This is a genomic window from Brevundimonas sp. EU05-FHT14B11 (assembly GCF_058790835.1).
The window spans coordinates 1,101,861-1,127,791 of record NZ_JBYTCY010000001.1; the positions used below are offsets into that span (position 1 = coordinate 1,101,861).

Sequence of the window (25,931 nt, forward strand, 5' to 3'; positions counted from 1 at the left end):
CGCCGAAATCAGGCGCCGAGCGCGGCCTTCTTCTCTTCCAGCTCGAGCCATTCCAGTTCGGCGTTCTCGAGCTGCTCGCGCGCCCGGGCGGCCGCGGTCATGGCGCGGTCGAAGGCCTTTGGATCGCGGCTGTAAAGTTCGGGATCCGCCAGGGCGGCGTCGTGCTTGGCGATCTGGCCGGGCAGGCTTTCAAGCAGGCCTTCCAGCTCCTTGAGGCGATGGCTGTCCTTGAAGGTCAGCTTGCCGGGCTTCTTGGGCGCGGCGGCGACGGAGGCCGGGGCGGGGTTGGCCTCGGCGCGTTTGGCGGCCTCCTTGTCCTGTGGGCGCGGATTGGCGCCGGGCTGGAGGAACCCGGGGTTCTGGCGAATGAAGTCGGTCCAGCCGCCGGGGGTTTCGACGATGTCGCCGCGGCCATTCATCGCGATGGTCGAGGTGGCCAGGCGGTCGACGAAATCGCGGTCGTGGCTGACCAGAATCAGGGTGCCGTCATAGGACTCGAGCAGCTCTTCCAGCTTGTCGAGCGTGTCCATGTCGAGGTCGTTGGTCGGCTCGTCGAGGACCAGCATATTGGCGGGCTTGGCCAGAGCGCGGGCCAGAAGCAGGCGGTTGCGTTCGCCGCCCGACAGCGTCGAGATCGGCTGGCGCAGCTGGGCCTCGGAGAAGAGGAAGTCCTTGGCGTAGGCGGCCACATGCTTGGAGACGCCGCGCACCAGGATGGAGTCGCCGCCGCCGGGGGTGAGGGCGTCCCACAGGGTCATGTCGGACTTCAGGCCCTCGCGGGATTGATCAAGATAGACCGGGTCGAGATTGGCGCCGAGGCGGACGCTGCCCTCGTCGGCCTGGAGTTCGCCCAGCAAGACCTTGACCAGCGTGGTCTTGCCCGCGCCGTTGGGACCGACGATGGCCAGTCGGTCGCCGCGGATGACACGGGTGGTCAGGTTCTTGAAGATGATGCGATCACCGAACCGCTTGCTGACGCCCTTGAGGTCGGCGACCAGCTTGCCGGAGGTGACGCCGCTGTCGACGCCGAGCTGGAGCTCGCGCGGCAGGTCCTTGACCCGATCGGCGCGGTCGGCGCGCATGGCCATCAGGGCGCGGGCGCGGCCCTCGTTGCGGGTGCGCTGGGCGGTGATGGAGCGGTAGAAGGTGTAGGTCTCGGCCTCGATCTTCTTGGTCAGGCGGCGCAGCGACTCCGCCTCTTCTTCCATGACCTTGTCGGCCCAGTCGTCGAAAGCGACGAAGCCCTTGTCGAGCGTGCGCACGCGGCGACCTTCGAGCCAGTGCACCGACTGGGTGACGCGGTTCAGGAAGGCGCGGTCGTGGCTGACGACCAGGACGGAGAAGCGCGCGGAGAGCAGTTCGCTCTCCAGCAATTCGATGGCCAGGATGTCGAGGTGGTTGGTCGGCTCGTCGAGCAGGAGCAGGTCCGGTTCCTCGGCGAAGGCCTTGGCCAGCGCGGCGCGGCGGGTCTCGCCACCGGAGAGATTGACGGCCGGCTTGTGCGGGTCGAGGCCGAAGGTGGTCAGCCAGCTTTCGGCGGTCCAGGGCTGGGCGCCGCCCGAGGCGGCGTAGTCGAGCAGGGTCTCGCCCGCGATGTCCGGCTCCTGCGGGACATAGGCGAAGCGAACGCCGGCCTGGACCGAGCGGTCGCCGGCGTCGGGCTCGATCAGGCCCATGACCATCTTCATCAGGGTCGACTTGCCCGCCCCGTTGCGGCCGACGAGGGCGGCGCGGGTGCGCGGTTCGATGGCCATGTCGACACCGTCGAACAATGGGCGTTGACCGTCCTGAAGACGGACATCCTTGAGGGCGACGAGGGGGGGACGGGCAGCCATGGCGGGCCATATAGAGGAGGGGGCGACGCATCGCCACGGCCTTGCGCGATTGACCCTTACCGTCCAGCCGGTATGTAAGGCGAATGGACATCAAGACACGCCGCCGCGCGCCCGACACCACCCGCGCCGAGATCATGGACAAGGCGCTGGAAGTCGTCGCCCAACTGGGGCCCCGAGGCTTCACCCTGGACGCGGTCGCGGCGCGCACCACGGTCAGCAAGGGCGCGCTGCTTCATCATTTCCCGACCAAGATGGCCTTGCTCGAAGGCGTGGTGGACTATCTGGGCGAGACGTTCAGCGCATCGGTCCTGGACGAGGCGGCGCGCGATCCGGAGCCGTACGGACGGCTGGCGCGCGCCTATCTGCGCGTGACGATCAACGATGCGGTGACTTCGGAAGACGTGAGCATCGGGCGGGCCATCCTGGCCGCCTGCGCCATCGAGCCGTCCCTGCGCGAGCGCTGGTCGACAGCGACGGCTCCGGTGCGGGCGGACGATCCGACCGACCCGGTCGGGGCGGATGACGCCCTGCTGTTGCGACTGGTGGCCGACGGCCTGTGGATGTCGGACATCTTCGGAGTCTACGACGTATCACCGGACCAGCGCCGGGCGCTGCTGTCGCTGCTGACGCCGGGCCATACCCTGATGGAGACGGCGCGATGAACCCGCTGACCTGGGCCGCCCTGGCGGGCGCCATCGGGCTGGAAGTGGCGGGGACGACGATGCTGCAGATGTCCCAGCAGTTCACCCGGCCGTGGCCGACGCTGGGGATGGGCCTCTGCTACCTGATCGCCTTCTACCTGCTGTCGATCGCGCTGAAGCAGATTCCCGTCGGGCTGGCCTACGCGATCTGGAGCGGGCTGGGCGTGGTGATGATCGCGGCGATCGGGGCAGTGCTGTTCAAACAGAAGCTGGATCTGCCGGCCATCGCCGGGCTGGCGATGATCGTCGGCGGCGTGCTGGTGATCAACCTGTTCTCCAGGTCGGTCAGTCACTGACGATCAGGCCAGCGCGCCGGGTTTGCGCTTCTTGCGGCCAGGCTCGGGAAGGAAGGCGGCGGCGCCGGTGATGACGCCAGCGATCACCAGCCAGACGGCGAAGGCCGCAGGAGCGGTCTTCGCCATTGCTTCCCCAAAGCCCGAGACGAACAGGGCGCCGAACCAGCCCGTCGTGAGCCAGATGCGCCGGAACTGGAATGCGGGGCCGAAGCGATCCGTCGCCAGGGCGCGATCCATGAAGGCGAAGCCGCAGACCAGGCCGACAGCGAGGCCTGGCGCGCCGGTCCGGGCGGTGAGGACGGCGAGGCCGCCCACCACGACGGCGCCGACGATCAGAACCAGGGAAGTCAGACGCTGGCGATCCGGGCTCTGGTAGAGCCATTCCTGTACGATGGCGTGGCCGCCGAAGCGGAAGACCAGGGTCGCGCTGACCATGGCGGCGATCAGTGTCGGCTGCGAGGCGGAGGCGGGCAGGGAGAGAACGTAGAAGAGGATCGGGACGACGCCGATGAATTCGGAGATCCGGTAGCGGGACATGGGCGGAGGCGGGATGTGGGCGGTGACGATCCGCGCCCAGGCGACGAGGCCCAGTCCGGCCAGCAGGATCCCTGGCCACAGCCAGTCCATGTTGGGGAAGAAGGGGGCGACTGTGAGCAGGGCTGCGGCGGCCGGGGCCCAGCCCAGGCGCTTCCACAGGGGGGCGTCCCACGGATAACGATCCGCCCATTCACGGGCCGGCTTGAGCACGCCGTTGACCCAGGCCGCGCCGATCCCGGTCATGGCGGCCAAGGCGACCACCCAGGCAGCGAGGATGTTGAGCAGGGCCGTCGGACCGAATGCGCCCGTGCTGACCGCGATCAGAGCCAGGATCGGCGGTACGATCAGCAGGCTGAGCAGGAAGAGGGCGCTGAACCGGGGATGGGCCAGACGCGCCCGCCAGGTCGCCACGGCGTCGGGGTCGAGATGGCTGTACAGGTCCGGAAGGTCGTGGGCGGCTCGGGCGAGCAGATCGGTCACCTGTCGCGACAGGAACGGATCAAGCCGGTCGGCGATGCGACGGAACAGGGTCTGCTTCGTTCGCAAGGCCTTCCAAGCGTCGTGGCCGACGGTCATGGGCCGGGCCAGCCGTTCTATGATGAGGGCCGTCTCGCGGCGCTGCAGGACAGGCTGGGCGTGGGACATGTCAACGCCGACCCGTCCGCTGTCCCAGCCGAAGAATTTGACCGCTGACTCAATCAGGCTGTCGGCCGCCGGGCCGCCGCGGGCGATGGCGTGGGCCAGCCAGTACTCGGTGTTTGCATGAACTCGCAGCGAGTCCATGGCGGGCGAGCGAAAGATGCGCAGCATGATGCCGAGCGCATCGCCGGAGGGCGCGGTGGTCTGGCGAAGCAGGCCTTCAAGTTGGTCGCACAGGGCGGCGTGCGCCGCCAGCCGGGCCTTTTCGGCCTCCAGCTCGGCGGCGATCTCAGGCGACAGCTTCGGTTCAGGCGCGGACGGTGGAGGGGCGACGTCCCACCGGTCTGTCCCGGCGTCGTTCCAGCCTTCACCCGAGTCAGCCTCAGGCTCCGTCCAGCGGTCCGCATCGTCGTCCGCCCAGCGGTCGTCGGAAGCAGGCGCATCGATGACAGTTTCGGCCTTTTTCTTGCGCGGCTTGCGCGCAGGGGGGACAGCCCAGCCGCGGCGGGCCATGTCGAGGGCGCGTTCATAGGCCTCGCGCAAGGCCTGAAAGCCTTCGGCGTCGTCTTCGGGATGGACCTCTTTCAGACGACGGGCGTAGGCGCGGCGAACCTCGCGCTCGTCATTGGTCGGCTCGAGACCGAGAATGGACCAGATGGATCCGCCTAGAGCCACGTCTGGCCCTCGAACTGGTCGAGGACGGCGGTGAGCTGGCCGATGGCGTGCTCGATCTCGCGCGGGTCCTGGCCTTCGACCACCAGTTCGAAGCGGGTGATCTGGTCGCCGAGGAACTGGCGCGTTTCGCCGAGTGCATCCTCGTAGCAGCGGTGGCCGCGGGCGAGGACGGTCTTCACCGCATCGGAATCCCGCGGGTGCTGCTTGAGCGCAGCGAGCGCGGCGCGGCGCTTCTCGAAGTCCGGTGCGGCGGCGACATCGTCATCGACGATCATCAGCTGACGGGTCTCACCGGTCTTCATCACCGTGACGTCGACCTCGAGCAGGCCGTTGATGTCATAGGTGAACCGGACATCGGTGGCGCCGTCCTCGGCGCGGCCGCCGGCGAGGGGGACCTTGATTTCGCCGAGGTGGACGTTGTCGACGACATGGCGCGACTCCCCTTGATAGATGCGCAGGATCAGCTCGCGCTGGTGATCACGCATCGGGGCGTAGTTTTGTGTCCGACTGGCCGGAATGACGGTGTTCCGCTCGATAATCGGCGAGAAGATGCCGTCGATGATGCGTCCGCCCGGACCGCGCTCGGCGACCTCGACCCCCAAGCTGTAAGGGCAGACGTCGGTCATGACGACTTCCTTCAGGGCCACGTCGCGGGACTTGAGCCCGGCCTGGACGGCGGCGCCAAGGGCGACGGCCTCGTCCGGATTGACGGCGTTGGCGGGGAACCGGCCGAACATGCGAGTGATGGCCTTGCGGACCACGGGCATGCGGGTCGAGCCGCCGACCAGAATGATTTCGGACAGGTCCTCGGAGCGGATGCCCGCGTCGCGCAGCGAGCGCAGGACCGGATCGCGCAGGCGGTTGAGCAGGCCAGTGCAGAGGATTTCGAACTCTTCGGTGCTGATCTGCCGCTCGATCGCCTGGTCCTTCCAGACGATGGACATGGTGGCCGAGGAGCCCTCGGTCAGCGCGCGGCGGGCCCGCTCGGCGGCGACGCGGATGCGTTCGCGCAAGGTGGGGTCAGCGCGGTCCTTTTCGCTGATGTCCTTGCCCGCGGTGCGGCGGAATTCCTCGATGAGGACGTCATTGAAGTCCTCGCCGCCCAGACGATTGTCGCCGGTGGAGGCCCGGACCTCGATCACGCCCTCGAAGATTTCGAGCACGGAGACATCGAAGGTGCCGCCGCCGAGGTCGAAAACCAGGAAACGGCTCTCATTGCCGAGTTCGTGGATGCCGTAGGCCAGTGCGGCGGCGGTGGGTTCGTTGAGCAGGCGTTCGACGCGAAGGCCTGCCAGTTCACCGGCGCGGCGGGTGGCCTTGCGCTGCTTGTCGTTGAAATAGGCGGGGACGGTGATGACCGCCTCGGTCACCGGCTCGCCCAGATAGGCCTCGGCGTCGGCCTTGAGGCGGCCGAGAACGAGGGCCGACAGTTCCTCGGCCGTGAAGTCACGTTTGCCCAGGGGCGTCGCGCGGTTGGCGCCCATGTAGCGCTTGAAGGCCGTGGCGGTGTGGCGGGGGTGGGTGGACTGACGCTCCCGCGCGGCCAGGCCGACCATGACTTCGCCCGAGGTTTCATCGACGTTGACGGCCGAAGGCGTCAGGACGTGGCCGAGACTGTTCGGAATCAGCTCCGCCTTGCCATTGCGAAAGACGCCGACCGCGCTGTTGGTCGTGCCCAGATCGATGCCGATGATCACGCGTATCCCCCGAACGCCACTCGATTTTCCCTACCTTGACGGCGGCTTTCGGGGAAGTGCCCCGGCGACACAAGGCCCCGATCGGCGTATGGAGCCGCCGATGACCGCCTTCTGGGAAACCAAGACCCTCGACCAGATGACCCGCGAACAGTGGGAAAGCCTGTGCGACGGCTGCGGTCTGTGCTGCCTGGTGCGGTTCGAGGACGAGGACACCGGCGAGGTGATCCCGACACGGGTGCACTGCAAGCTGTTCGACCCGGTGCGATGCACCTGCTCCGACTACGCCAATCGGAAGGAGCATGTGCCGGACTGCATCAAGCTGACGCCCTGGAACATCGAGGCGCTGGAGTGGATGCCAAAGTCCTGCGCCTATCGCCGCATCCATGAGGGGCGGACCCTGGCGCCGTGGCATCATCTGGTCTCGGGCAGCCGCGAGACGGTGCACGAGGCGGGCGTTTCTGTGCGCGGGCAGACCGTGTCGGAACTGGCGTTGAAAGAGGCCGAAGACGCGCTGGACTTCGAGGCCCCCGAGTGGCGGGAAGAGCGCGGCGTCTGAGGCTGTCGCGAACCTTCGTCCGAACTGGCGCTGAGAAGCGCAGGAAGATCAGCCACTTGTAAGAAAGAGTCCGCGATCTTCCAACGGTCGGGCGCTGGCGCCCCATACTATTGGCAAGACGGAAAAGACCGGCAGGCGGCGTCCCCCGGTTCCGGGCCAACGGAGATCATCATGCTGAACTGGCGACGGCCCTTCGGGGATCGGCGGCGCGTCGCCGCGCCCGAGATCAAGGACAGCCGGGTCGGCGCCCTGATCGCGTTGGCGGGCGGCGGCCGGGCGCGTTGGACCCCCCGGGACTACGCCAGCCTTGCGACGGAAGGCTTCACCAAGAACCCGGTGGCCTACCGGTGCGTGCGGATGATCTCGGAGGCCGCGGCGGCGACGCCGCTGGCGGTGTTCGCGGGCGGCGTTCGGGCCGACGAGCATCCCCTGGCGGACCTTCTGGCGCGGCCCAATCCCGAGCAGTCCGGAGTGGAATGGCTGGAAGGGGTCTATGGCGCGCTGCAGACGGCGGGGAACGCCTATGTCGAGGCGGCGGGGGACGTGGCGCCGGACGAGCTGTGGTCGCTGCGGCCCGACCGGATGAAGGTCGTACCGGGGCGAAGCGGTTGGCCTGAGGCCTATGAGTATTCGGTGCACGGACGGTCCGTGACCCTGGCGCGGGCGGCGGACGGCTGGATGCCGGTGCTGCATCTGAAACTGTTCCACCCGGTTGACGATCACTACGGCTTCTCGCCGCTGGAGGCGGCCGCCTTCGCCATCGACGTGCACAACGCGTCCGGGCAATGGAACAAGGCGCTGCTGGACAATTCCGCGCGACCGTCCGGGGCGCTGGTCTTTTCGGCGAGGGACGGCGAGCGGCTGACCGACGAGCAGTTCGTTTCCCTGAAGACCCAGATCGACGACCTGCACAGCGGCACGGCGAACGCCGGCCGGCCACTGGTGCTGGAGGGCGGACTGGACTGGAAACCGCTGAGCTGGACGCCGGCGGAGATGGATTTCATCGCCGGGAAACACGCGGCGGCGCGGGAGATCGCGCTGGCCTTCGGAGTTCCGCCGCAACTGCTGGGGATTCCCGGGGACGCGACCTACGCCAACTATCGCGAGGCTAATGTGGCTTTCTGGCGCGGGACCGTGGCCCCTCTGGTGCGCAAGACGGCGGCGGCGTTGACCGGCTGGCTGGGTGGTCGCTTTCCGGACGTGCGGATCGAGCCGGACATGGATGCGGTTCCGGCGCTGCAGCCCGAACGGGAGGCACTATGGGCGCGACTGGAGGCGGCGAGCTTCCTGACCGACGAGGAGCGTCGGCGCATGGCCGGCGTGGGGGCTTGAGCATGGACGGCGTGCGAAAAATTCCCGTGGCCCTGATCACCGCGCTGGCGGTGCAGACGATCGGCGGCCTGGTCTGGGCGGGCGGCGCGGCGGCGCGGATCGGAACCCTAGAGGATCAGGTCGCCGAACAGAGGCTGGTCGCGGAACGGCTGGCGCGACTGGAGGCCCAGGGCGAGGCGACGCGGGCGGCCATGGATCGGATCGAGCGACGGCTGGAGACGCAACGATGAGCCGGTTGGTGGAACGGGCGGCGTCCATCCTGCCGGAGGCCGTCGTCATCGAAGGCTACGCCTCGCTGTGGGGCGTGGCGGATCTGAACCGGGACGTGGTGGCGAAGGGGGCGTTCGAGGCCTGTCTGGCCAGGACGGGCGCCGGCGGGGTGCGAATGCTGCACCAGCACGAGGGGCGGGCGGTGGTCGGGCTCTGGAACCGGATGGTCGAGGACGATCGAGGCTTGTTCGTCAGTGGACAGATCCTGGACTGGTCAGCCGAGGCGCGGTTCGCCGGGGCCTTGGCGAAGGCCGGGGCGATGGACGGGTTGTCCATCGGCTTTCGCGCGGTCCGGGCCCGGCGCGACGGGGCGCTGCGGGTGCTGACGGAAGTCGATCTGTGGGAGGTGTCGCTGGTGACCTTTCCCATGCTGCCGGGGGCGCGGTTCAGTCCGGTCCGATAACCCGAGAGGTTTGCCATCCATCGACCACCTTGCGGACGGCCGTGAGGAACGTCTGCTGCTTTACGGCGCGGCCCGCGACGATGGCGAAGAAGACGCCCAGGGCGAAGGGCAGGCGGAAGACGAAGACGAGCAGGAGGGCGATCACGCCGATCAGGGCCCAAAGCCCGATCAGCAAAGACATCTGGTCCGTGGGAACCCGGGGTTCGGGCGTGGGATCGGGTGTCAGGACCGAGGCCGGGAGGTGGCGCGGGGGCGCATCGACCTCCTGAACCCGCTGGAGCGCGCCGACATTGACGAGCGGGGGCGGTTCGACCGGCCGGGCGGCGGGATCGTGGTCGTTGTGACGATGCAGGTCCAGCAGGGGGCTGGGCGGCATTTGCCGCGTCGGCTCGAAGGGAATGGACTGCCCCCGGGCGTCGACGGTGAAGACCTGATCGAAGGCCACGGTGGCGAAATCGATGGCGCGGGTGTCCTGGCCGTAGCTGTCGCCGAGGAGGCCGAGCAGGACGCCGTGGCGGACGCGGGCCTTGAAGGCGATCGGGTCGGGGAGGTGACCGACCATGACGTGGACCGTACCGAGGTCGCCGGTCGGGCCCGTGGTGGGCGCCGGACGGCTGCGATCGACGATCATTTCGGTGAACAGGCCGAAGCCGGAGTTGCGGCGTTGGCTGGGCCGGCTTTCCTCGAACTGGCCCGCCAGATCGGGGATCTCCGCGCGGAGGTCGTGGACCAAGGCGTCCATGACGGCCCGTTCGAGACGGGTGTAGCGGCTCATCGGACGGCGCCCGGGAGCGCGGCCGTGAGGCGGGCGAAACGAAGAGTTCCGGGGCGGTTCACGTCCCGACCCTAACCGCGATCGGCGGTTCTTCAACACCGGAGACAGAATGAAAGAGACCAAACAGGCCCCGGCCACGCCGGAGGCGCGCGCCGCCATGCATGAAATGATGGCCGCGTTCGAGGCGTTCAAAGGCGCCAACGACACGCGGCTGGATGAGATCGAGCGCAAGGCGTCGGCCGATACGCTGCTGGAAGAGAAGGTGGCGCGTATCGACCAGGCGGTGGCCAGCGCTCAGGCGCGGCTGGACCGGGTGGTCAGCGAAGGGCGTCGACCGCCGCTCGGGACCGAACCCAAGGTGATCGAGGCGCCCGAGGCCAAAGCGGCCTTCGACGGCTATCTGCGCGCGGGCGCATCATTCGGGCTGGAGCTGAAGGCGGGGCTGTCGTCGGCGTCGAACTCGGCCGGCTATGTCGTGCCTGAGCAGACCGAACGCGCCATCGAGCGGCGATTGATGGCCGGATCGCCGATGCGCGAGATCTCGACGGTGCGCACGGTGCAAGCAGGCGTCTTCCGCAAGCCGGTGTCCATCGCCGGCGTGGGCTCGGGCTGGGTAGCGGAGACGGCGGCGCGGCCCGAGACCGATCCGGCGACGCTGGCGCTGCTCGAGTTCCCGTCGGCCGACCTCTATGCCTGCCCGGCGGCGACCCAGTCGTTGCTGGACGACGCTCTGGTCGATCTGGACGAATGGCTGGCCGCGGAGGTCGAGGACGCCTTCACCGCGCAGGAAACCCAGGCCTTCGTCAACGGCGACGGGAGCAACAAGCCGCGTGGCTTCCTGGACTACACGATCGTCGCAGACGCCGATCAGGACTGGGGCGAGATCGGCTACGTCGCCTCCGGCGCGGCCGGCGCCTTCGCCCCGACCAGCCCGGCGGACCGCCTGATCGATCTGATCTACGCGCCGAAGGCCCAATACCGGCCCAACGCCCGCTTCGTGATGAACCGGCGCACGGTCTCGGCGGTGCGCAAATTCAAGGACGCGGACGGCAACTACATCTGGCAGCCGGCGCAGCGGGCGGGTGAGACGGCCTCGCTGCTGGGTTACCCGGTCACCGAGATCGAGACGATGCCGAACATCGCGGCCAATGCGGCGGCGATCGCGTTCGGCGATTTCCGGCGCGGCTATCTGATCGTCGACCGGGCGGGGGTGCGCGTGCTGAGGGACCCGTACTCGGCCAAGCCCTATGTGCTGTTCTACACCACCCGGCGTGTCGGCGGCGGGGTGCAGGACTTCGACGCGATCAAGGTGATGAAGTTCAGCGCGACCTAGCCCGCTGAGGGAGTGAGTTGGCGGCGGGTGGCGAGCGAGTCGCTACTCGCCGCCCGGCGTTCGCCACCATCAATCAAAGCGAGGTCGATATGACCGCACCGGTGTCCCTCACCGAGGCGAAGCTGTTCCTGCGCGTCGAGCACGGCGCTGAGGACGGGCTGATCCAGACATTGATCGACGCGGCCCGGGCGCGGGTCGAGGGCGACGTGGGCCTGATCCTGACGTCCACCTCGCCTGCTCCATTGCGGCTGGCCATCCTGATGCTGACGCTGCGCGGCTATGAGCGCGGCGAGACCGAAATGCCGATCCAGCCGGTCGAGGCCTGGCTGGCGCCGTACCGCGTGGTGCGGTTGTGATCGCCGCGCGCATGCCTTTGCTGGCCCAGGTGTTCGAGGTCATCGAGGCGGAGACGCCCTATGGCGGACGCAGCCTGACCTATGAGCTGATCGGTTCGGCCTGGCTAAGGGCGGGGCCGACGCGACGACGGGACAGGAGCGAAGCGGGGACCTTGACGACGGTTGAGACCCTGACGGCCGAGAGCCGGCTGGATTCCCGACTGACCGCCGGGCGTGTGCTGCGCTTCGGCGGAGGAGACTGGCGGATCGTCTCGGGCGAGCCGGTCGACCGCCGGAGCATCCTTCATCTGGAGCGGACGCGATGAGCCATGAACTGGCCCTGCAGAAGGCGCTGATCGTGCATTTTAAGCACGATCCGGCGACCTCGGCCTTGCTGGGCGGTCGGATGTGGGATGCGCCGCCGCCGGAGCCGAGCTATCCGCACCTGCTGATCGGCCGCAGCGAAAGCCGGCCGGTCGCGGCGGACGGCGGCGGGATCGAGCATCTGCTGACGTTGACCATCGTGTCCCGCTTCCAGGGCGCGGAGGAAGCCAAGGCCGCCCTGGCGTCGGTCCGTGCATGCCTGACTGATGCGACGCTGGAGGCGGACGGGGTGCGGACCGTCAGCCTGGGCGTGCGCTTCAGCGATGTCTGGCGGTCGCCCACCGGTCCCCGAACCTATGCGGTCCTGCGTGTGCGGGCCGTGACCGAAGAAATCTGAACCGGACGGAGATTCACATGAGCGCTCAACGCGGCAAGGACATCCTGCTGAAGATCGAAAGCGGGGGCGGCGGTTTCACGACCGTGGCGGGGTTGAGGGCGCGGACCATCGCGCTGAACGCCCGGACGGTCGACGCGACCGACGGCGACAGCGCCGGGCGTTGGCGTGAGCTGCTGTCCGGCGCTGGAGTGCGGTCGGCGGCGGTGAACGGACAGGGCGTGTTCCGGGATGCGGCCTCGGACGCCCTGATCCGCGAGGCCTTCTTCAGCCAGGCGACGCGGATCTGGCGGCTGATCGTGCCGGACTTCGGGCAGCTGGAGGGACCGTTCCTTGTGGCGGCGCTGGAGTACGCCGGGGAGCATGAGGGGGAGGCGACTTTCGCGATCAGCCTGGCCAGCGCCGGCGAGATCGCCTTCGAGGCCCTGTGATGAATGGCGCACGGGGCGAGGCGAGGGTTCGACTGGCCGGCGAGGAACGCACGCTTTGCCTGACGCTGGGTGCGCTGGCGGAGATCGAGACGGCGTTGGGCGTGGAAGGGTTGGGCGGATTGGCGGACCGGATGCGCCGGTTGTCTGCGCGCGATCTGACGGCGGTGCTTACGGCTTTGCTCAGAGGCGGGGGCGAGACGGCGCTGGCCGGCGACCTGGTCGTGGCGCTCGATCCGCGCGAGGCCGCTGAAGCGGTGGCGATGGCGTTCACGGCGGCGGCGGAATGAGCAACCGCTGGGGTGAGATGCTGCGGACCGCAGTGAGCCTGGGGATCCGGCCGGCGGTCTTCTGGCGCCTTTCGCTGAGGGAGTGGCGGATGCTGACGGCGCGGCCTTCCGGGCCGGAGCCCATGGGACGCGATGCGCTCGAACGACTGGCGGAGGCATGGCCCGATGAATGAGATGTTCAGGCCCGATGGGCTGGAGGAGACGCCCCGACGGGTCGCGGAAGCGGCCGCGGCCCTGGAAAGTCTGCGGGAGCCCGCAGAGCGGGCGGCGGCGGCGGTCGAAGACGCCTTCGGGAAGGCGGCCGACGGACTGGCGCGATCATTGGCGAGGGCGGCGGCGGATGGGGAGATCACGCTCGCCGAACTGGCGCGCGCTGTGCTGACGGTCGTCAACAGCGCGGGCGGCGGAGGGGCGTCGGGGTTGTCGGGCGCCATCGCCAATGCGGTGTCGGGACTGTTCTCGGGCAGCCGGGCCGATGGCGGACCCGTCTCTGGCGGGGGAGCCTATCTGGTCGGCGAGCGTGGACCGGAAGTGTTTCGTCCGATGGGCTCGGGGACGATCGAAGCGGCGACGGGGAGCGCGGTGACGGTGAATGTGTCCCTCGGCGGCGGGGTCCCGGGTTTGCTGCGCTCCGAGGCCCAGATCGCGCAGATGCTAGCTCGAGCGGTGGCCTTGGGCGCGAGGAGGCTTTGATGTCTTTCCATGAGGTGAGACTGCCCACCCGTCTGGCGTTCGGATCGACGGGCGGGGTCGAGCGGCGAACCGAGGTGGTGACGCTGGGGTCGGGCCACGAGCGGCGATCGACGCCATGGGCGGCCGGCCGAAGGCGTTATCTGATCGGGGCCAACCTGCGATCGCTGGACGACATGGCGACGCTGACAGCCTTCTTCGAAGCGCGGCGGGGGCGGTTGTACGGCTTCCGGTTTCGGGACTTCTCGGACTTCAAATCCTGTGCGCCGGGCGCGAGCGTCGGTCCGGCGGATCAGAGGCTGGGGCAAGGCGACGGAGCGCAAACGATGTTTACCTTGCGCAAGACCTACGGCGAGGGTCCGGACGCCTGGAGCCGCCTGATCGCCAAACCGATCGACGGATCGGTGCGGGTGGCCGTCAATGGAGTGGAGACCTCGGCCTTCACGGTCGATGTGGCGACGGGTCGGGTGACGCTGGCGGCGGCCCCTGCAATCGGAGCGGCGGTCACCGCCGGGTTCGAGTTCGATACGCCCGTGCGCTTCGACTCCGATCGGATCGAGGTGACGCTGGAGAGTTTCGACGCCGGCCGGGTAGCCGCCTTGCCGCTGATCGAGATCAGGATCTGAGACATGCGCGACATACCGACCGAGCTGGTCGCCCGCATTGAAAGCGGGGCGGCGACGCTGTGCCATGTCTGGCTGCTGATGCGGCAGGACGGCGAGCGATTGGGCTTCACGGACCACGACCGCGACCTGGACCTTGACGGCGTGATCTGCCGCGCGGCCAGCGGCTGGACGGCCGGGGTAATGGAGAGCGCGGTGAATCGCGTCGGGACGGTCTCAGTGGCAGGTGTTCTGGATGACGCGATGATCCGCGCGGAGGATCTGAACGCCGGTCTGTACGACCGTGCGAGCATCGATCTGTGGCGGGTGGATTGGGCCAGGCCCGAACTCAGGGTGCGGCTTTGGTGCGGACGGCTGGCCCGGGTGCGGCGGGAGGGTGAGGCCTTTACGGGAGAGCTGGAAGGGCCGTTCGCGGCGCTGGATCGGGTGGTCGGCCGGACCTTCGGCCGGGGCTGCGAGGCCGAACTGGGCGACAGTCGGTGCGGCGTGGTGCGCGCCGCCTTTCCGGGCCTGACCTGCGACCGGCGCTGGGCGACCTGCGTAGGCGTGTTCGGAAACGGGGCCAATTTCCGGGGCTTTCCCGACATCCCGGGCGACGATTTTCTCGCTGCATCTCCCGTGGAGGGTGGTCGGAACGACGGCGGGAGCCGCCGGTGAGGGCGCGGGTGCTGGCGGCGGCCCGGAGTTGGCTGGGAACACCCTATCGACATCAGGCCAGTATGAAGATGCAGGGGGCGGATTGCCTGGGGCTGGTGCGCGGGGTGTGGCGCGAGGTCGTGGGCGTGGAACCGGAGGCGGCCCTCGCCTACGGGCCCGACTGGGCGGAAGCGGGCGGTGAAGAGCTGTTGTGGGCTGCGGCGCGGCGATGGCTGGTCGAAATTCCGGTGGCGAGAGCGCAGGCGGGAGACGTGTTGCTGTTTCGCATGGCGGCGGGTGTGCCGGCCAAGCACTGCGCCATTCTGAGCGATGAGGCCGGCGAGGGGCGGATGATCCACGCCTATTGGGGGCGGGCGGTGGTGGAGAGCTGGATGGGGCGGTGGTGGCGCCGGCGGCTGGTCGCGGCTTTTGCCTGGCCCGCGCCCCGGGTCCTGGAAACAGACGGAGAATAGAGAAGATGGCGCAGGTGGTGCTGGGCGGCGTTGGGCAGGCCCTGGGCGGCGCGCCGGGCGCGATGCTGGGTAATTTCATCGGCCGCGGTATCGATCAGGCGGTCGTCGCGGGCCTGCAGCCGGCCCGGCAACGCGGGCCGAGGCTGGAAGGCCTGAAGCTGCAGAGCACTTCGGAAGGCGCTCCGATGGCCTGCATTCTGGGACGTGCCCGCGCGGTCGGACAGCTCATATGGGCCGCACGCTTCCTGGAGAACCGCCACACGTCGTCGGCCGGAAAGGGAGGGCCGCGCACAGTGGAGTACGGCTACTCCCTGAGCTTCGCGGTGGCGCTGTGCGAAGGCGAGATCGACGGCGTCGGAAGGATCTGGGCCGATGGCCAGCCGATGGATCTGTCCGGGGTCGTCTTCAGGGTGCATCGGGGCGGCGAGACCCAGGCGCCGGATCCCCTGATCGAGGCGGTTGAAGGCGCGGCGCCCGCCTATCGCGGGACAGCCTATGTGGTGTTCGAGGACTTGCCTCTGGGGCCGTTCGGCAACCGGATTCCGCAGCTGGCCTTCGAAGTTTTCAGGCGGCCGCGGGGCGTGGAGGCGCGACTCGAGGACCGGCTCGAGGGCGTCTGCCTGATCCCAGGCGCTGGGGAGTTCGTGCTGGCGACCGAAGCGGTTCTGCGGCGCGAAGGGCTGACGCGGACGACGCCGGAAAACGTCCATGGCGACGGGCGCGCCGATCTGACGGCTTCGCTGGATCAGCTCCAGGCGCAACTGCCGAATCTCAAGCGAGTCAGCCTGGTGCTCGGCTGGTTCGGTGACGACCTGCGCGCGGAGCATTGCCGGATCCGGCCCGGCGTCGAACGCGTCGGGAAGGCGACCGAGCCCCTGTCCTGGTCGGTGGCCGGGTTGGAACGACAGGACGCGCACCTGATCTCGGTCGCGAGCGGCGGCCCGGCCTATGGCGGCACGCCTTCCGATGACTGCGTGCGACAGGCCGTGGCGGAACTGAAGGCCCGGGAGCTGGAAGTGACATTGTACCCCTTTGTCTTCATGGACATTCCGGCGGACAACGCCTTGCCCGATCCGTATGGCGGATCGGCGCAGGCGGCCTATCCGTGGCGAGGGCGTCTGAAAGGGCGTGACGGTGCGGCTGCGGCGGATGATGTGGCTGAGGTGTTCGGCGCCGAAGACGGCTGGGGGCTCAGGCGTCTGGCGCTGCACTATGCGGCTCTGGCGGTGGAGACCGGCGCCGACGGATTGCTGATCGGCTCGGAGATGCGCGGGCTGACGACGACGCGCGACGTCCCCGGCGGCTTCCCGGCGGTCGGCGCATTCCGCGATCTGGCCGCCGAATGCAGGGCCGTAGTGGGCGCGGACGTCAAGTTGTCCTACGCCGCCGACTGGTCGGAGTACGCCGGCCCGCGCGATGGCGGAGACGTGCGGTTTCACCTTGACCCGCTGTGGGCCGATCCGAACATCGATTACGTCGGCATCGACTGGTATCCGCCGCTGGGCGATTGGCGCGACAGGGATGGCGGGCTGGATGCGGCGAACCACAAAGGTCCGGATGATCCTGCCTATCTGGCGGCCCAGGTCGCGGGCGGCGAGGGCTTTGACTGGTTCTACCGCGACGACGCCGATCGCGCTGCGCAGATGCGGACTCCGATCACCGACGGTCTGACGGGTGAGGACTGGGTGTTCCGGGCCAAGGACCTGGTCGGCTGGTGGAGCCATCCGCATCATGAGCGGACCAGCGGGGCGCGCAATGCGTCTCCGACAGCCTGGCTGCCCGGCATGAAGCCGGTACGGCTGGCGGAGTTCGGCTGTGCGGCAGTGGATCGGGGCGGCAATGCACCGAACCTGTTTCAGGACCCGAAGAGCGCAGAGAGCGCCCTGCCGCCGTTCTCGACCGGAGCGCGGGACGACCGGATGCAGCGGCGCGCGCTGGAGGCGGTGCTGAGTCATTTCGCGGAGAATAATCCGCTATCGCCCATCTACGGCGGACCGATGCTTGAGGCCGCCGACGCCTGGTGCTGGGACGCCCGACCATGGCCGGCCTTTCCCGGTCGAGACGACATCTGGGCCGATGCGTCGGGCTGGCGCTGCGGCCATTGGCTGAATGGCCGTCTGCACGGCGAGACGCGGGACCTGATCCACGCGCTTCTGGAACGAGGCGGGCTGGACACGTTCGAGATCGGCGCGGTGACGGGGCAGATGGATGGATACGTCGTCGATCGCCCGATGCGGGTCCGCGACGCGCTTGAACCTCTGCTGGCGGGGCTCGGGATGCGCATGGTCGAACGGGGCGGGCGCATCGCCGTGATCGGCGATGAACCGGTGACGGCGAACCTTCAGGTTGAGGCCTTCGCCTTGCCGGACGAGGGAGCTGCGGTCGGCGTGGAGCGGAGCCTGGAGCCGCGCCCGGCGATCGCGCGGGTGCGCTTCATCGACGGGGCGCGGGACTATCAGATCGGTTCGGTTCTGGCGCGCACGGCCGGGGACGGCGGGGACGTCGATCTGGACTTGCCCGCGGTGTGCGGGCCGGCGCTGGCGCAAGCGGCCGCGGAACGCGCCCTGATCGCCGGCGAGGGCGGGCGCCTGAAGGTGACGCTCGGCCCGGTCGAGGCCCTGCGGCTGGAGCCCGGCGATGTCGTCGCCATCGACGGATGGAGCGGGCTGTGGCGCGTGAGCGGCCTTGATGTCTCCGAGGCCGCCTCGGCGACGCTGGAACCGGTCCGATCGGTTCACCCTGGCGATGACATGACCGTCCCTGGCCGTCCCGATGACGGCGCTGTGGTCGGTGCGCCCTTCTTCCGCATGCTTGAGCTGCCGCCCTTACCGGGCGTGGAAGACGCCGTAGGGCCGCTCGCGGTGGTGGCGGCGGAGCCTTGGCGGCCGATGCAGGTTCGGGCGGGGACGTCGACCGACGCCCTGACCTTGCGCACGGATGTCGACCGGCCCGCGACGGTGGGCGTCCTGACAGCGCCCCTGTCGTCCGGCCCGCGGCACCGCTGGGACGAGACCTCCGTCCTGACGGTTCAGGTGGAGGGACGGGCGCCCGAAAGCCGGAGCGAAGCCGCTGTACTGGCCGGAGCCAATGCGGTCGCGGTCGAAACCCCTGCGGGATGGGAGTTGCTCCAGTTCCGGCAGGCGGACTTGCTCGGCGACGACGTGTGGCGGCTTTCGGGACTGCTGAGGGGACAGCAGGGCACCGAGGCGGCGATGCGCGTGGGCGCCGGAGCCGGAGCTATCGCAGTGCTTCTGGACGCCGTTCCGCCGAAGGTATTGTCGCCCCGGGCGGAGCGCGGTCTGCCGTTGCTCTGGCGTGCGGGACCGACCGGCCTGCCGGGCGGGCGAGGCGTCAGCGAACTTCATTGGACGCCCAGGGGGCTGCATGATCGGCCGTGGAGCCCCGCGCACCTGCGGTGTCGGGCGCGATCGAACGGCGACTATGACCTGACCTGGGCGCCTCGCGCCCGTCTCGACGGGGACCGATGGGACGGTGAAATCGCCGCGAGCGATCCCTCGCGGTTCCGGGTCCAGGTCATCCATGAGGGCGCGCCCGTACGGAGCGTCGAGGTCGAGACGGCGGCGGTCGTCTACGCGGGGGCGGATGTCGGGGCCGATTTCCCGGCAGGGCCACCCGAAGGCGTCATGATCTCGGTGGCGCAGTGGGGCGAAGGCTATGGTTGGGGCGAGACCGCGACCACGACGCTCTGAATTCGTCCATGAACGACGGAAGTGGTTTGCGGAATCCGCCGGATGACCTAACTGAAACGCTCGGCATCCAGCGCAGGAGCGGACTCGAACGTGGCGGGCGATCCCTACAAGGAACTGGGCGTGGCCCGGGGCGCGAGCCAGGACGAGATCAAGAAGGCGTTCCGCAAGCTCGCCAAGGAACTCCATCCCGACAAAAACCCCGGCAACAAGGACACCGACGAGCGCTTCAAGCGCGTGACGGCGGCCTTCGACATCCTGGGCGACAAGGACAAGCGGACGAAGTTCGACCGCGGCGAGATCGACGCCGACGGGCGCGAGCAGTTCCGCGGCTACGGCGGCGGTGCGGCGGGCGGCGGGCGTGGCCCCGGCCAGAGCCCGTTTGGCCAGGGCGGCCAGCGCGGTGGTTTCGAAAACATCGACCTGGATGAAATCTTCGGCGGCATGTTCAGCGGCGGAGCCCGTCCCGGGACGCGCGGTGGCGGGTTCGCGGCCAAGGGCCAGGATGTGCGGGCGACGCTGGAGATCGGCCTTGAGGATTCGATCTCCGGTGCAACCCGGCGGATCCAGTTCTCGGACGGGCGCACGTTGGACGTGGCCATTCCCAAGGGGGCAGGCGACGGCCAGACGATCCGTTTGAAAGGGCAGGGCATGCCCGGCCGCGGCGCCGAGAACGGCGACGCCCTCATCGAACTGAAGCTGATGCCGCACCCGATCTTCACGCGTGACGGGGCTGACCTGACCATGGATCAGCCGGTGCCGCTGTACGATGCGGTGCTGGGGGGCAAGGTTCCGGTCCGGACGCCGGAGGGCACGGTCAGCATGACCATCCCGGCCGGCTCCAGTTCGGGCAAGGTGCTGCGCCTGAAGGGGCGGGGCGCCTACGCCAACGGCAAGCGCGGCGACCTGCTGGCCAAGCTGATGATCGTCCTGCCTGAAGACGACATGGCGCTGACCAAGCTGGCGCAGAAGGCGCGGGACGAGGGGCCGATCCGGCCGTTCCGGGACTAGGGCGGCGATGGCCAGCAAACCCAATATCAAACCGGCCCGCCCGTGGTTCTCCTCCGGGCCGACGGCGAAACGACCCGGATGGTCGTCGCAGGCCTTGTCGCATGACCTGCTGGGCCGCGGCATTCGCGCGCCCGAGGTGGTGGCGCGGTTCGCCCACGGACTGAAGCTGACCCGCGACCTGCTGCAGGTCCCGGCGGACTGGGCTCTGGTCTATGTGCCCGGTTCCGACACCGGCGCCGTCGAGGCGGCCATGTGGTCGATGCTGGGCGAGCGTCCCGTACAGGTCCTGGCGTTCGAGAATTTCGGCAAGGTCTGGGCGACCGATGCGAAGACCCACCTGAAGCTGGAACCCGAGGTGCTCTCGGCGCCGTGGGGTCAGTTCCCTGATGTGTCGAAGGTCGATCCGACGAAGGATCTGATCTTCCCCTGGAACGGCACGACCTCGGGCGTGAAGGCACCGGGGGCCGACTGGATCGCCGCGGATCGCGAGGGAATCGTGATCTGCGACGCCACCTCGGCCGCCTTCGCCATGCCCTTGCCGTGGGACAAGCTGGATGTGGTGACCTTCAGCTTCCAGAAAGCGCTGGGCGGCGAGGCGGGACTGGGCGTGGCCGCGTTGTCGCCCTGGGCGGTGGAGCGGCTGGACCGCTACGAGCCGCCACGGCCGGTGCCCAAGGTGCTGCGGCTGCGCGATGACAAGGGCTTCGACCGGCTTCTGGCGACCGGCTCGATGCTGAACACCTTTTCGGTCTGGACGTTGGAAGACTGGATCGATGGGGTCGAATGGGGGCTGTCGGTCGGCGGTCTGGACGCCCTGATCGCCCGGACGGACGCCAATGCGGCGGCGCTGGACAAATGGGTGTCGCGCACGCCGTGGGTCGAATATCTGGCCGAAACCGCTGACATCCGCTCGACCACCTCCGTCTGCCTGAACATCGTCGATCCACGCGTTAGGGCCATGGACGACGATGCGCGCCGCGATCTGGTCATCCGCATGAAGGCGCTGGTCGAGGATGACGGCGCAGCGTTCGACATCGAAGGCCACCGCAACGCGCCTGCCGGACTGCGTGTGTGGTGCGGCTGTACGGTCGACGCCGACGACATCGAGGCCCTGACGCCGTGGCTGGACTGGGCGTTCGCGACGGCGATGGCGGATTATTCCGCCGACTGACGGGACACCCGGCGATTCCCCGGTTATAGGCTGCGCCCGCATTCCGGATACCGGACAAGCGGAGAGTGAACCTTGGCGAACGTCGCAGTGGTCGGCGCCCAGTGGGGCGACGAGGGCAAGGGCAAGATCGTCGACTGGCTGTCGAACCGGGCCGATATGGTCGTGCGGTTCCAGGGCGGTCACAACGCGGGCCACACGCTGGTCGTCGACGGCAAGGTCTACAAGCTGGCGCTGCTGCCGTCAGGCGTGGTGCAGGGCAAGCCCTCGATCATCGGCAACGGCGTGGTGGTCGATCCATGGCACCTGGTCGGCGAGATCGAGAAGATCCAGGCCCAGGGCGTCGCCATCACCCCCGACATCCTGACGATCGCGGACAACGCCTGCCTGATCCTGCCGATCCATCCGGCGCTGGACGTGGCGCGCGAAGCCGCCGCCAGCGCGCCGGGCGCCAAGATCGGCACGACCGGCCGCGGCATCGGCCCGGCCTATGAGGACAAGGTCGGCCGCCGCGCCATCCGTGTCTGCGACTTGGCCAACGAGGAAGACCTGAAGGTCAAGATCGACCGCCTGCGCTCGCACCACGATCCGCTGCGCGCGGGCCTGGGGCTGGAGCCGATCGATCCGGCGGCCCTGCTGGCGCAACTGCTCGAGATCGCGCCGAAGATCCTTCCTTACGTGAAACCGGCCTGGCGGGTGCTGGATCAGGCCAAGAAGGACGGCAAGCGCGTGCTGTTCGAGGGCGCGCAGGGCGCCTTCCTGGACGTGGACCACGGCACCTATCCCTATGTCACCAGCTCCAACACGGTGGCCGGACAGGCGGCGGCGGGGGCGGGCATCGGGCCGCGCGGCGTCGGCTATGTGCTGGGCATCGTGAAGGCTTATACGACCCGCGTCGGCGAAGGCCCGTTCGCCTGTGAGCTGAACGACGAAGTCGGAGAACATCTGGCGGTCGTAGGCCGCGAGGTCGGCGTGAACACCGGCCGTGCGCGTCGCTGCGGCTGGTTCGACGCCGTGCTGGTTCGCCAATCGGTGGCGATCAACGGCATCGACGGCATCGCGCTGACGAAACTCGATGTGCTGGACGGTCTGAAGACGCTGAAGATCTGCGTCGGCTACCGCATCAACGGCGAGGTGCTGGACTACCTGCCGTCCAGCCTGAAGGATCAGGCGTCGGCCGAGCCTGTGTTCGAGGAGCTGGAAGGCTGGACCGAGAGCACGGGCGGCGTGCGGACGTTCAAGGACCTGAACGCCCACGCGCTGAAATACGTGCGCCGGATCGAGGAGTTGATCGGGGCGCCCGTGGCCCTGCTGTCGACCAGCCCCGAGCGGGACGACACCATCATGATGCGCGATCCCTTCCTCGGTTAAGCCGGAACGCCAGCGTTCAAGGCAATTTAACCCCACGCGGTCATAGGGTGGCGGACCTGAGGGAGGTTCGTGCGTGTTCGCAATTGATCGTCGTATCCTGGCCCGGATCGAACCGGTGACGAAGCGGGTCCTGATCGTGGATCCGAACCCTCACGCCGCGCGTCTGCTCAACGACATCGTCAAGGCGCTCGGCGCCCGCGACATCATCATCGAGGTCGATGAAGAGCGGGCGATGAAGGCCGCCGCTGCGCTGGAACCTGGGATCGTCTTCACCGAACGCACCGGCCCGGGCCTGGCCGGTGAAAGCCTGTCTCGCCGCATCCGCCGCTCCGATATGGACTGTCGGCGCGCGCCCATCATCATGGTGACGGCCGAGGCCACGGCCACGACCATCCTCGGCGCTCGCGACGCCGGCGTGCACGAATTCCTGCGCAAGCCCTTCACCAGCGGCGATCTGTTCAAACGGGTCGAGAACGTGGCCCTGAAGCCGCGCGACTGGATCGAGGCCGTCGGCTACGTCGGTCCTGACCGCCGCCGCTTCAACTCGGGCGAATACACCGGTCCGGCCAAGCGCAGGGGGGACCGCGCCGCCAGCGGCGCCGCCGCCGTTGAGGCCGCCAAGGACCAGGCCATGCGCATCCTGGCCTCGGCCCTGGACCAGTTCGATCACGATCCGATGCAGGCCGTCCGCGCGATCCGCGAACAGGCCGCGACGCTGAAGACCATCGCGATGAAGGTTTCGGACACACGGTTGGTGGTCGCCGTCGGCGCGCTGGAAGTCAGCCTGGCCTCGGGGCCTGGCACCAAGGAAACGTTGTCAGCCCCCATCGGCGCTCTGCTGGCCATGCATCAGGCCCAGCCCATGAAAAAGGCGGGCTGAAAACAGCCCGCCTTCGTTTCTTTCCTTTGGCGCTAACGCTCGCGACGCAGCTCGCTGCGTGAGCGACCTTATGCGTTGACCAGGTTCCGCTCTTCAGCGGCGGCGCGCATGGCCTTCTGCAGCTTCTCGAACGCCCGCACCTCGATCTGGCGCACGCGCTCGCGGCTGACGCCGTACTGGCCGGCGAGTTCTTCCAGCGTGACCGGATCGTCCTTCAGGCGACGTTCGGTCAGGATGTGCTTCTCGCGGTCGGTCAACTCCTGCATGGCTTCCTGCAGAAGGCCCATGCGGAGCGACTTTTCCTCGCTCTCGGCCAGCGCCGTCTCCTGCGAAACGGCGGTGTCGTCGGCCAGCCAGTCCTGCCATTCGCTCTCGCCGTCGGCGCGGAGCGGTGCGTTCAGCGAGGCGTCGCCGCCGAGACGGCGGTTCATGCTGATGACGTCCTCGTTGGTCACGCCCAGCTTGGTGGCGATGGCCTCGACGTGCTCAGGGCGCAGGTCGCCTTCCTCGAAGGCCGAGATCTGGCTCTTGGCCTTGCGCAGGTTGAAGAAGAGCTTCTTCTGCGCCGCGGTGGTGCCCATCTTCACGAGCGACCAGCTGCGCAGGATGTATTCCTGGATCGAGGCGCGGATCCACCACATGGCGTAGGTCGCCAGGCGGAAGCCCTTGTCCGGATCGAATTTCTTGACGGCCTGCATCAGGCCGACGTTGCCCTCGGAGATCACTTCGCCGATCGGCAGGCCGTAGCCGCGATACCCCATGGCGATCTTTGCCACGAGACGAAGATGCGAGGTTACGAGGCGGTGGGCGGCTTCGGGGTCCTGATGCTCGGTCCAGCGCTTGGCCAGCATGAACTCTTCGTCCTTGGCCAGCATCGGAAACTTACGGATTTCCGTGAGATAGCGCGACAGCCCCTGTTCAGGCGACATTACCGCGAGAGATTTAGCGACAGCCATGTGGTCCCTCCGACCGAAACTATGAGCGGGTCCATCGGAAACGGCCACCGAATGTGCGCCGCCGCCTCACCCCTCAACTGATGAAGTAGGGACGGGTTTCCGTCTTTGTCAGAGGCGGATCGTCACACGAAAGCGTGACCGTTGCCCGGGCGCCACTACGCCAGTCGAGGGAGCTTATAACCGATAGTCCGTCCTTAATCAAGACTGACTATTCAGAGGCCCAGAATCTGGCGGTAGGTCGGGTGAACGACGTCCGCGTGTTCCGGGTGCTTCTGGAAATAGGCCGAGAAGAACGGACAGACGGGCAGGATCAGAAGGCCGCGCGCGCGGGCGTCCTCGATCACGTACTTGGCCAGGCGGCTGGCGATGCCGCGGCCCTCCAGCTTCACGGGCACCAGGGTCTCGGTGATCATCAGGTTGGGCGGCGACAGGTTGTAGGTCACCACGGCGATCTCGCCCTCGACCGGCAGTTCGTAGCGTTTGGCGTCGGCGTTATCGCGGATGTCTGAGTCGGCCATGGGAGTGTCCTTCAAAGCTCTGACAGCAGGGCCTCGAGCCGCTGCATGTCAGGAGGGGGAGGGGTTTCGAACCGCAGGGTTTCGCCCGTCACTGGATGGACGAACCCCAGGACGGCGGCGTGCAGGGCTTGTCGTGTCAGCCCGGCCTCGGCGATGGTCGCCCGAACGGGCGCCGCCGGGCTGCCGGAGCCGTAGGTCGCGTCACCTAGGATGGGAGAGCCTTTCGAGGCCAGATGCACGCGGATCTGATGGGTGCGGCCCGTATGCAGGGTGCAGGCGACCCGGGCGGACAGGGGCGCGCCGCCCGCACGGACGGGCTCGCCGAAGGTGCGCTGGACCACATAGTCGGTGATGGCGTTGCGGCCGCCGGAGCGTAGCACGGCCATCTTCTTGCGGTCCGACGACGAGCGGCCGATCAGGGTCTCGATCCGGCCCCTTTCCGGACTGGGCGCGCCGCGCGTCAGAGCGATGTAGGTGCGTTCGATATCGTGCGTCGCGAACAGGGCCGAGAGGCCCGCATGCGCCCGGTCGGTCTTGGCCGCGACCATCACGCCCGAGGTGTCCTTGTCCAGCCGGTGGACGATCCCCGGCCGGGCCACGCCGCCGATCCCGGACAGGCTGTCGCCGCAGTGGGCCAGCAGGGCGTTGACCAGCGTGCCGGTCTCGCTGCCCGGCGCCGGATGGGCGGCCATGCCCGCCGGCTTGTCGATGACGATGAGGTCCGCGTCCTCGTAGAGCACGGTCAGCGGAATGGCCTCGGGCTGCGGAGTGGCCGGCGCCACGGGCGGCAGGATGACGACGTACTGACCCGCCCGCGCCTTGGCCGAGCCGCTGGTGAGAGTTTCGCCCTCGAAGCTGACCGCGCCCTCGGCCAGCAGCGCCTGCAGACGGGCGCGCGAAAGGGTGGGGAAGACATCCGCCAGCGCCTTGTCCAGACGCACGCCCGGCGTCTCGATGCGGGCCTCCAGCACCGTCGTCTCGTCGTCTTCCGTCAGCAGGGGTTCGTCGGACACCAGGCGCTCCGCCGCCGGACGGCGGTTCCGTCCGTCTAGCATGCTCTGGACCGGCGGCGTCAAAC

At 68.5% G+C, this 25,931-nt stretch carries 29 protein-coding genes; 22 read left to right on the top strand and 7 right to left on the bottom strand.

Annotated features, from left to right (window positions below; translation table 11 throughout):
* Positions 1–8: 8 nt before the first annotated feature.
* Positions 9–1,835 (bottom strand): ABC-F family ATP-binding cassette domain-containing protein, encoded by a 1,827-nt coding sequence (locus tag AC3WRV_RS05465; RefSeq protein WP_492312441.1) that lies wholly within the window; start codon positions 1,833–1,835, stop codon positions 9–11.
* 83 nt (positions 1,836–1,918) lie between these two features.
* Between AC3WRV_RS05465 and AC3WRV_RS05470 the strand changes: the two genes are divergently transcribed.
* Positions 1,919–2,497 (top strand): TetR/AcrR family transcriptional regulator, encoded by a 579-nt coding sequence (locus AC3WRV_RS05470; RefSeq protein ID WP_492312442.1) that lies wholly within the window; start codon positions 1,919–1,921, stop codon positions 2,495–2,497.
* Positions 2,494–2,832 (top strand): DMT family transporter, encoded by a 339-nt coding sequence (locus AC3WRV_RS05475; RefSeq protein WP_492312443.1) that lies wholly within the window; start codon positions 2,494–2,496, stop codon positions 2,830–2,832. Before AC3WRV_RS05470 ends, AC3WRV_RS05475 begins: the two co-directional genes overlap by 4 nt.
* 3 nt (positions 2,833–2,835) lie before the next feature.
* Here the strand turns inward: AC3WRV_RS05475 and AC3WRV_RS05480 are convergent, their stop codons facing one another.
* Both AC3WRV_RS05480 and AC3WRV_RS05485 read right to left on the bottom strand, forming a co-directional pair.
* Positions 2,836–4,683, bottom strand: a complete 1,848-nt coding sequence (locus AC3WRV_RS05480) for a J domain-containing protein (protein ID WP_492312444.1) — start codon at positions 4,681–4,683, stop codon at positions 2,836–2,838.
* The gene (locus tag AC3WRV_RS05485) at positions 4,674–6,380 is read right to left on the bottom strand and encodes an Hsp70 family protein (RefSeq protein ID WP_492312445.1); all 1,707 of its coding nucleotides are present in this window, start codon (positions 6,378–6,380) and stop codon (positions 4,674–4,676) included. The genes AC3WRV_RS05480 and AC3WRV_RS05485 overlap by 10 nt, the downstream gene beginning before the upstream one ends.
* Positions 6,381–6,468: 88 nt before the next feature.
* On the opposite strand from AC3WRV_RS05485, the gene AC3WRV_RS05490 reads away from it, so the two are divergent.
* The 4 genes from AC3WRV_RS05490 (at position 6,469) to AC3WRV_RS05505 (ending at position 8,941) form a co-directional block, all read left to right on the top strand.
* The gene (locus AC3WRV_RS05490; protein WP_492312446.1) at positions 6,469–6,936 is read left to right on the top strand and encodes a YcgN family cysteine cluster protein; all 468 of its coding nucleotides are present in this window, start codon (positions 6,469–6,471) and stop codon (positions 6,934–6,936) included.
* A gap of 171 nt (positions 6,937–7,107) precedes the next feature.
* A complete protein-coding gene (locus tag AC3WRV_RS05495; RefSeq protein ID WP_492312447.1) occupies positions 7,108–8,268 on the top strand; it encodes a phage portal protein in 1,161 nt (386 codons plus the stop codon).
* A gap of 2 nt (positions 8,269–8,270) precedes the next feature.
* The gene (locus AC3WRV_RS05500; protein ID WP_492312448.1) at positions 8,271–8,498 is read left to right on the top strand and encodes a hypothetical protein; all 228 of its coding nucleotides are present in this window, start codon (positions 8,271–8,273) and stop codon (positions 8,496–8,498) included.
* Entirely contained in the window at positions 8,495–8,941 is a 447-nt protein-coding gene (locus AC3WRV_RS05505; RefSeq protein WP_492312449.1) for an HK97 family phage prohead protease, read from the top strand. The genes AC3WRV_RS05500 and AC3WRV_RS05505 overlap by 4 nt, the downstream gene beginning before the upstream one ends.
* Here the strand turns inward: AC3WRV_RS05505 and AC3WRV_RS05510 are convergent.
* Entirely contained in the window at positions 8,925–9,716 is a 792-nt protein-coding gene (locus AC3WRV_RS05510) for a hypothetical protein (RefSeq protein WP_492312450.1), read from the bottom strand. The two genes, AC3WRV_RS05505 and AC3WRV_RS05510, sit on opposite strands and share 17 nt — an antisense overlap.
* Before the next feature lie 109 nt (positions 9,717–9,825).
* On the opposite strand from AC3WRV_RS05510, the gene AC3WRV_RS05515 reads away from it, so the two are divergent.
* The 16 genes from AC3WRV_RS05515 (at position 9,826) to AC3WRV_RS05590 (ending at position 23,379) form a co-directional block, all read left to right on the top strand.
* Positions 9,826–11,049, top strand: a complete 1,224-nt coding sequence (locus tag AC3WRV_RS05515) for a phage major capsid protein (RefSeq protein WP_291833053.1) — start codon at positions 9,826–9,828, stop codon at positions 11,047–11,049.
* 89 nt (positions 11,050–11,138) lie between these two features.
* Positions 11,139–11,405 carry a head-tail connector protein gene (locus AC3WRV_RS05520; protein ID WP_291833056.1) on the top strand — a complete coding sequence of 89 codons (267 nt, stop codon included), beginning with the start codon at positions 11,139–11,141 and terminating at the stop codon, positions 11,403–11,405.
* Positions 11,406–11,416: 11 nt separating this feature from the next.
* Positions 11,417–11,710 carry a phage head-tail adapter protein gene (locus tag AC3WRV_RS05525; protein WP_492312451.1) on the top strand — a complete coding sequence of 98 codons (294 nt, stop codon included), beginning with the start codon at positions 11,417–11,419 and terminating at the stop codon, positions 11,708–11,710.
* Positions 11,707–12,105, top strand: a complete 399-nt coding sequence (locus AC3WRV_RS05530) for a DUF3168 domain-containing protein (protein ID WP_492312452.1) — start codon at positions 11,707–11,709, stop codon at positions 12,103–12,105. The genes AC3WRV_RS05525 and AC3WRV_RS05530 overlap by 4 nt, the downstream gene beginning before the upstream one ends.
* 17 nt (positions 12,106–12,122) lie before the next feature.
* Positions 12,123–12,533 carry a phage major tail protein, TP901-1 family gene (locus AC3WRV_RS05535; protein ID WP_492312453.1) on the top strand — a complete coding sequence of 137 codons (411 nt, stop codon included), beginning with the start codon at positions 12,123–12,125 and terminating at the stop codon, positions 12,531–12,533.
* Positions 12,533–12,820, top strand: coding sequence for a GTA-gp10 family protein (locus tag AC3WRV_RS05540; RefSeq protein WP_492312454.1), 288 nt, complete (start codon positions 12,533–12,535; stop codon positions 12,818–12,820). The genes AC3WRV_RS05535 and AC3WRV_RS05540 overlap by 1 nt, the downstream gene beginning before the upstream one ends.
* Positions 12,821–12,837: 17 nt before the next feature.
* Entirely contained in the window at positions 12,838–12,993 is a 156-nt protein-coding gene (locus AC3WRV_RS05545) for a phage tail assembly chaperone (RefSeq protein ID WP_492312722.1), read from the top strand.
* Positions 12,986–13,513: a phage tail tape measure protein gene (locus tag AC3WRV_RS05550; RefSeq protein ID WP_492312455.1), complete on the top strand. Its 528-nt coding sequence runs from the start codon at positions 12,986–12,988 to the stop codon at positions 13,511–13,513. The genes AC3WRV_RS05545 and AC3WRV_RS05550 overlap by 8 nt, the downstream gene beginning before the upstream one ends.
* Positions 13,513–14,136, top strand: coding sequence for a phage distal tail protein, Rcc01695 family (locus AC3WRV_RS05555; RefSeq protein ID WP_492312456.1), 624 nt, complete (start codon positions 13,513–13,515; stop codon positions 14,134–14,136). The genes AC3WRV_RS05550 and AC3WRV_RS05555 overlap by 1 nt, the downstream gene beginning before the upstream one ends.
* A gap of 3 nt (positions 14,137–14,139) precedes the next feature.
* Positions 14,140–14,790 (top strand): phage/gene transfer agent baseplate hub protein, encoded by a 651-nt coding sequence (locus AC3WRV_RS05560; protein ID WP_492312457.1) that lies wholly within the window; start codon positions 14,140–14,142, stop codon positions 14,788–14,790.
* A gap of 8 nt (positions 14,791–14,798) precedes the next feature.
* Positions 14,799–15,242, top strand: a complete 444-nt coding sequence (locus tag AC3WRV_RS05565) for an NlpC/P60 family protein (RefSeq protein ID WP_492312458.1) — start codon at positions 14,799–14,801, stop codon at positions 15,240–15,242.
* A 5-nt stretch (positions 15,243–15,247) separates the two neighbouring features.
* A complete protein-coding gene (locus AC3WRV_RS05570) occupies positions 15,248–18,952 on the top strand; it encodes a baseplate multidomain protein megatron (protein ID WP_492312459.1) in 3,705 nt (1,234 codons plus the stop codon).
* A gap of 90 nt (positions 18,953–19,042) precedes the next feature.
* Positions 19,043–19,960 carry a J domain-containing protein gene (locus AC3WRV_RS05575; protein ID WP_291833083.1) on the top strand — a complete coding sequence of 306 codons (918 nt, stop codon included), beginning with the start codon at positions 19,043–19,045 and terminating at the stop codon, positions 19,958–19,960.
* Positions 19,961–19,967: 7 nt separating this feature from the next.
* The gene (locus AC3WRV_RS05580) at positions 19,968–21,131 is read left to right on the top strand and encodes a phosphoserine transaminase (RefSeq protein WP_492312460.1); all 1,164 of its coding nucleotides are present in this window, start codon (positions 19,968–19,970) and stop codon (positions 21,129–21,131) included.
* A 72-nt stretch (positions 21,132–21,203) separates the two neighbouring features.
* Entirely contained in the window at positions 21,204–22,499 is a 1,296-nt protein-coding gene (locus AC3WRV_RS05585) for an adenylosuccinate synthase (protein ID WP_492312461.1), read from the top strand.
* 73 nt (positions 22,500–22,572) lie between these two features.
* A complete protein-coding gene (locus tag AC3WRV_RS05590; protein WP_291833092.1) occupies positions 22,573–23,379 on the top strand; it encodes a response regulator in 807 nt (268 codons plus the stop codon).
* A gap of 68 nt (positions 23,380–23,447) precedes the next feature.
* Here the strand turns inward: AC3WRV_RS05590 and rpoH are convergent, their stop codons facing one another.
* The 3 genes from rpoH to AC3WRV_RS05605 form a co-directional block, all read right to left on the bottom strand.
* On the bottom strand, positions 23,448–24,335 hold the full coding sequence (gene rpoH, locus AC3WRV_RS05595; RefSeq protein WP_291833096.1) for an RNA polymerase sigma factor RpoH: 888 nt from the start codon (positions 24,333–24,335) through the stop codon (positions 23,448–23,450).
* A 212-nt stretch (positions 24,336–24,547) separates the two neighbouring features.
* Entirely contained in the window at positions 24,548–24,853 is a 306-nt protein-coding gene (locus AC3WRV_RS05600) for a GNAT family N-acetyltransferase (protein WP_492312462.1), read from the bottom strand.
* A gap of 11 nt (positions 24,854–24,864) precedes the next feature.
* Positions 24,865–25,866, bottom strand: a complete 1,002-nt coding sequence (locus tag AC3WRV_RS05605; RefSeq protein ID WP_492312463.1) for an RluA family pseudouridine synthase — start codon at positions 25,864–25,866, stop codon at positions 24,865–24,867.
* Between the last annotated feature and the right edge of the window lie 65 nt (positions 25,867–25,931).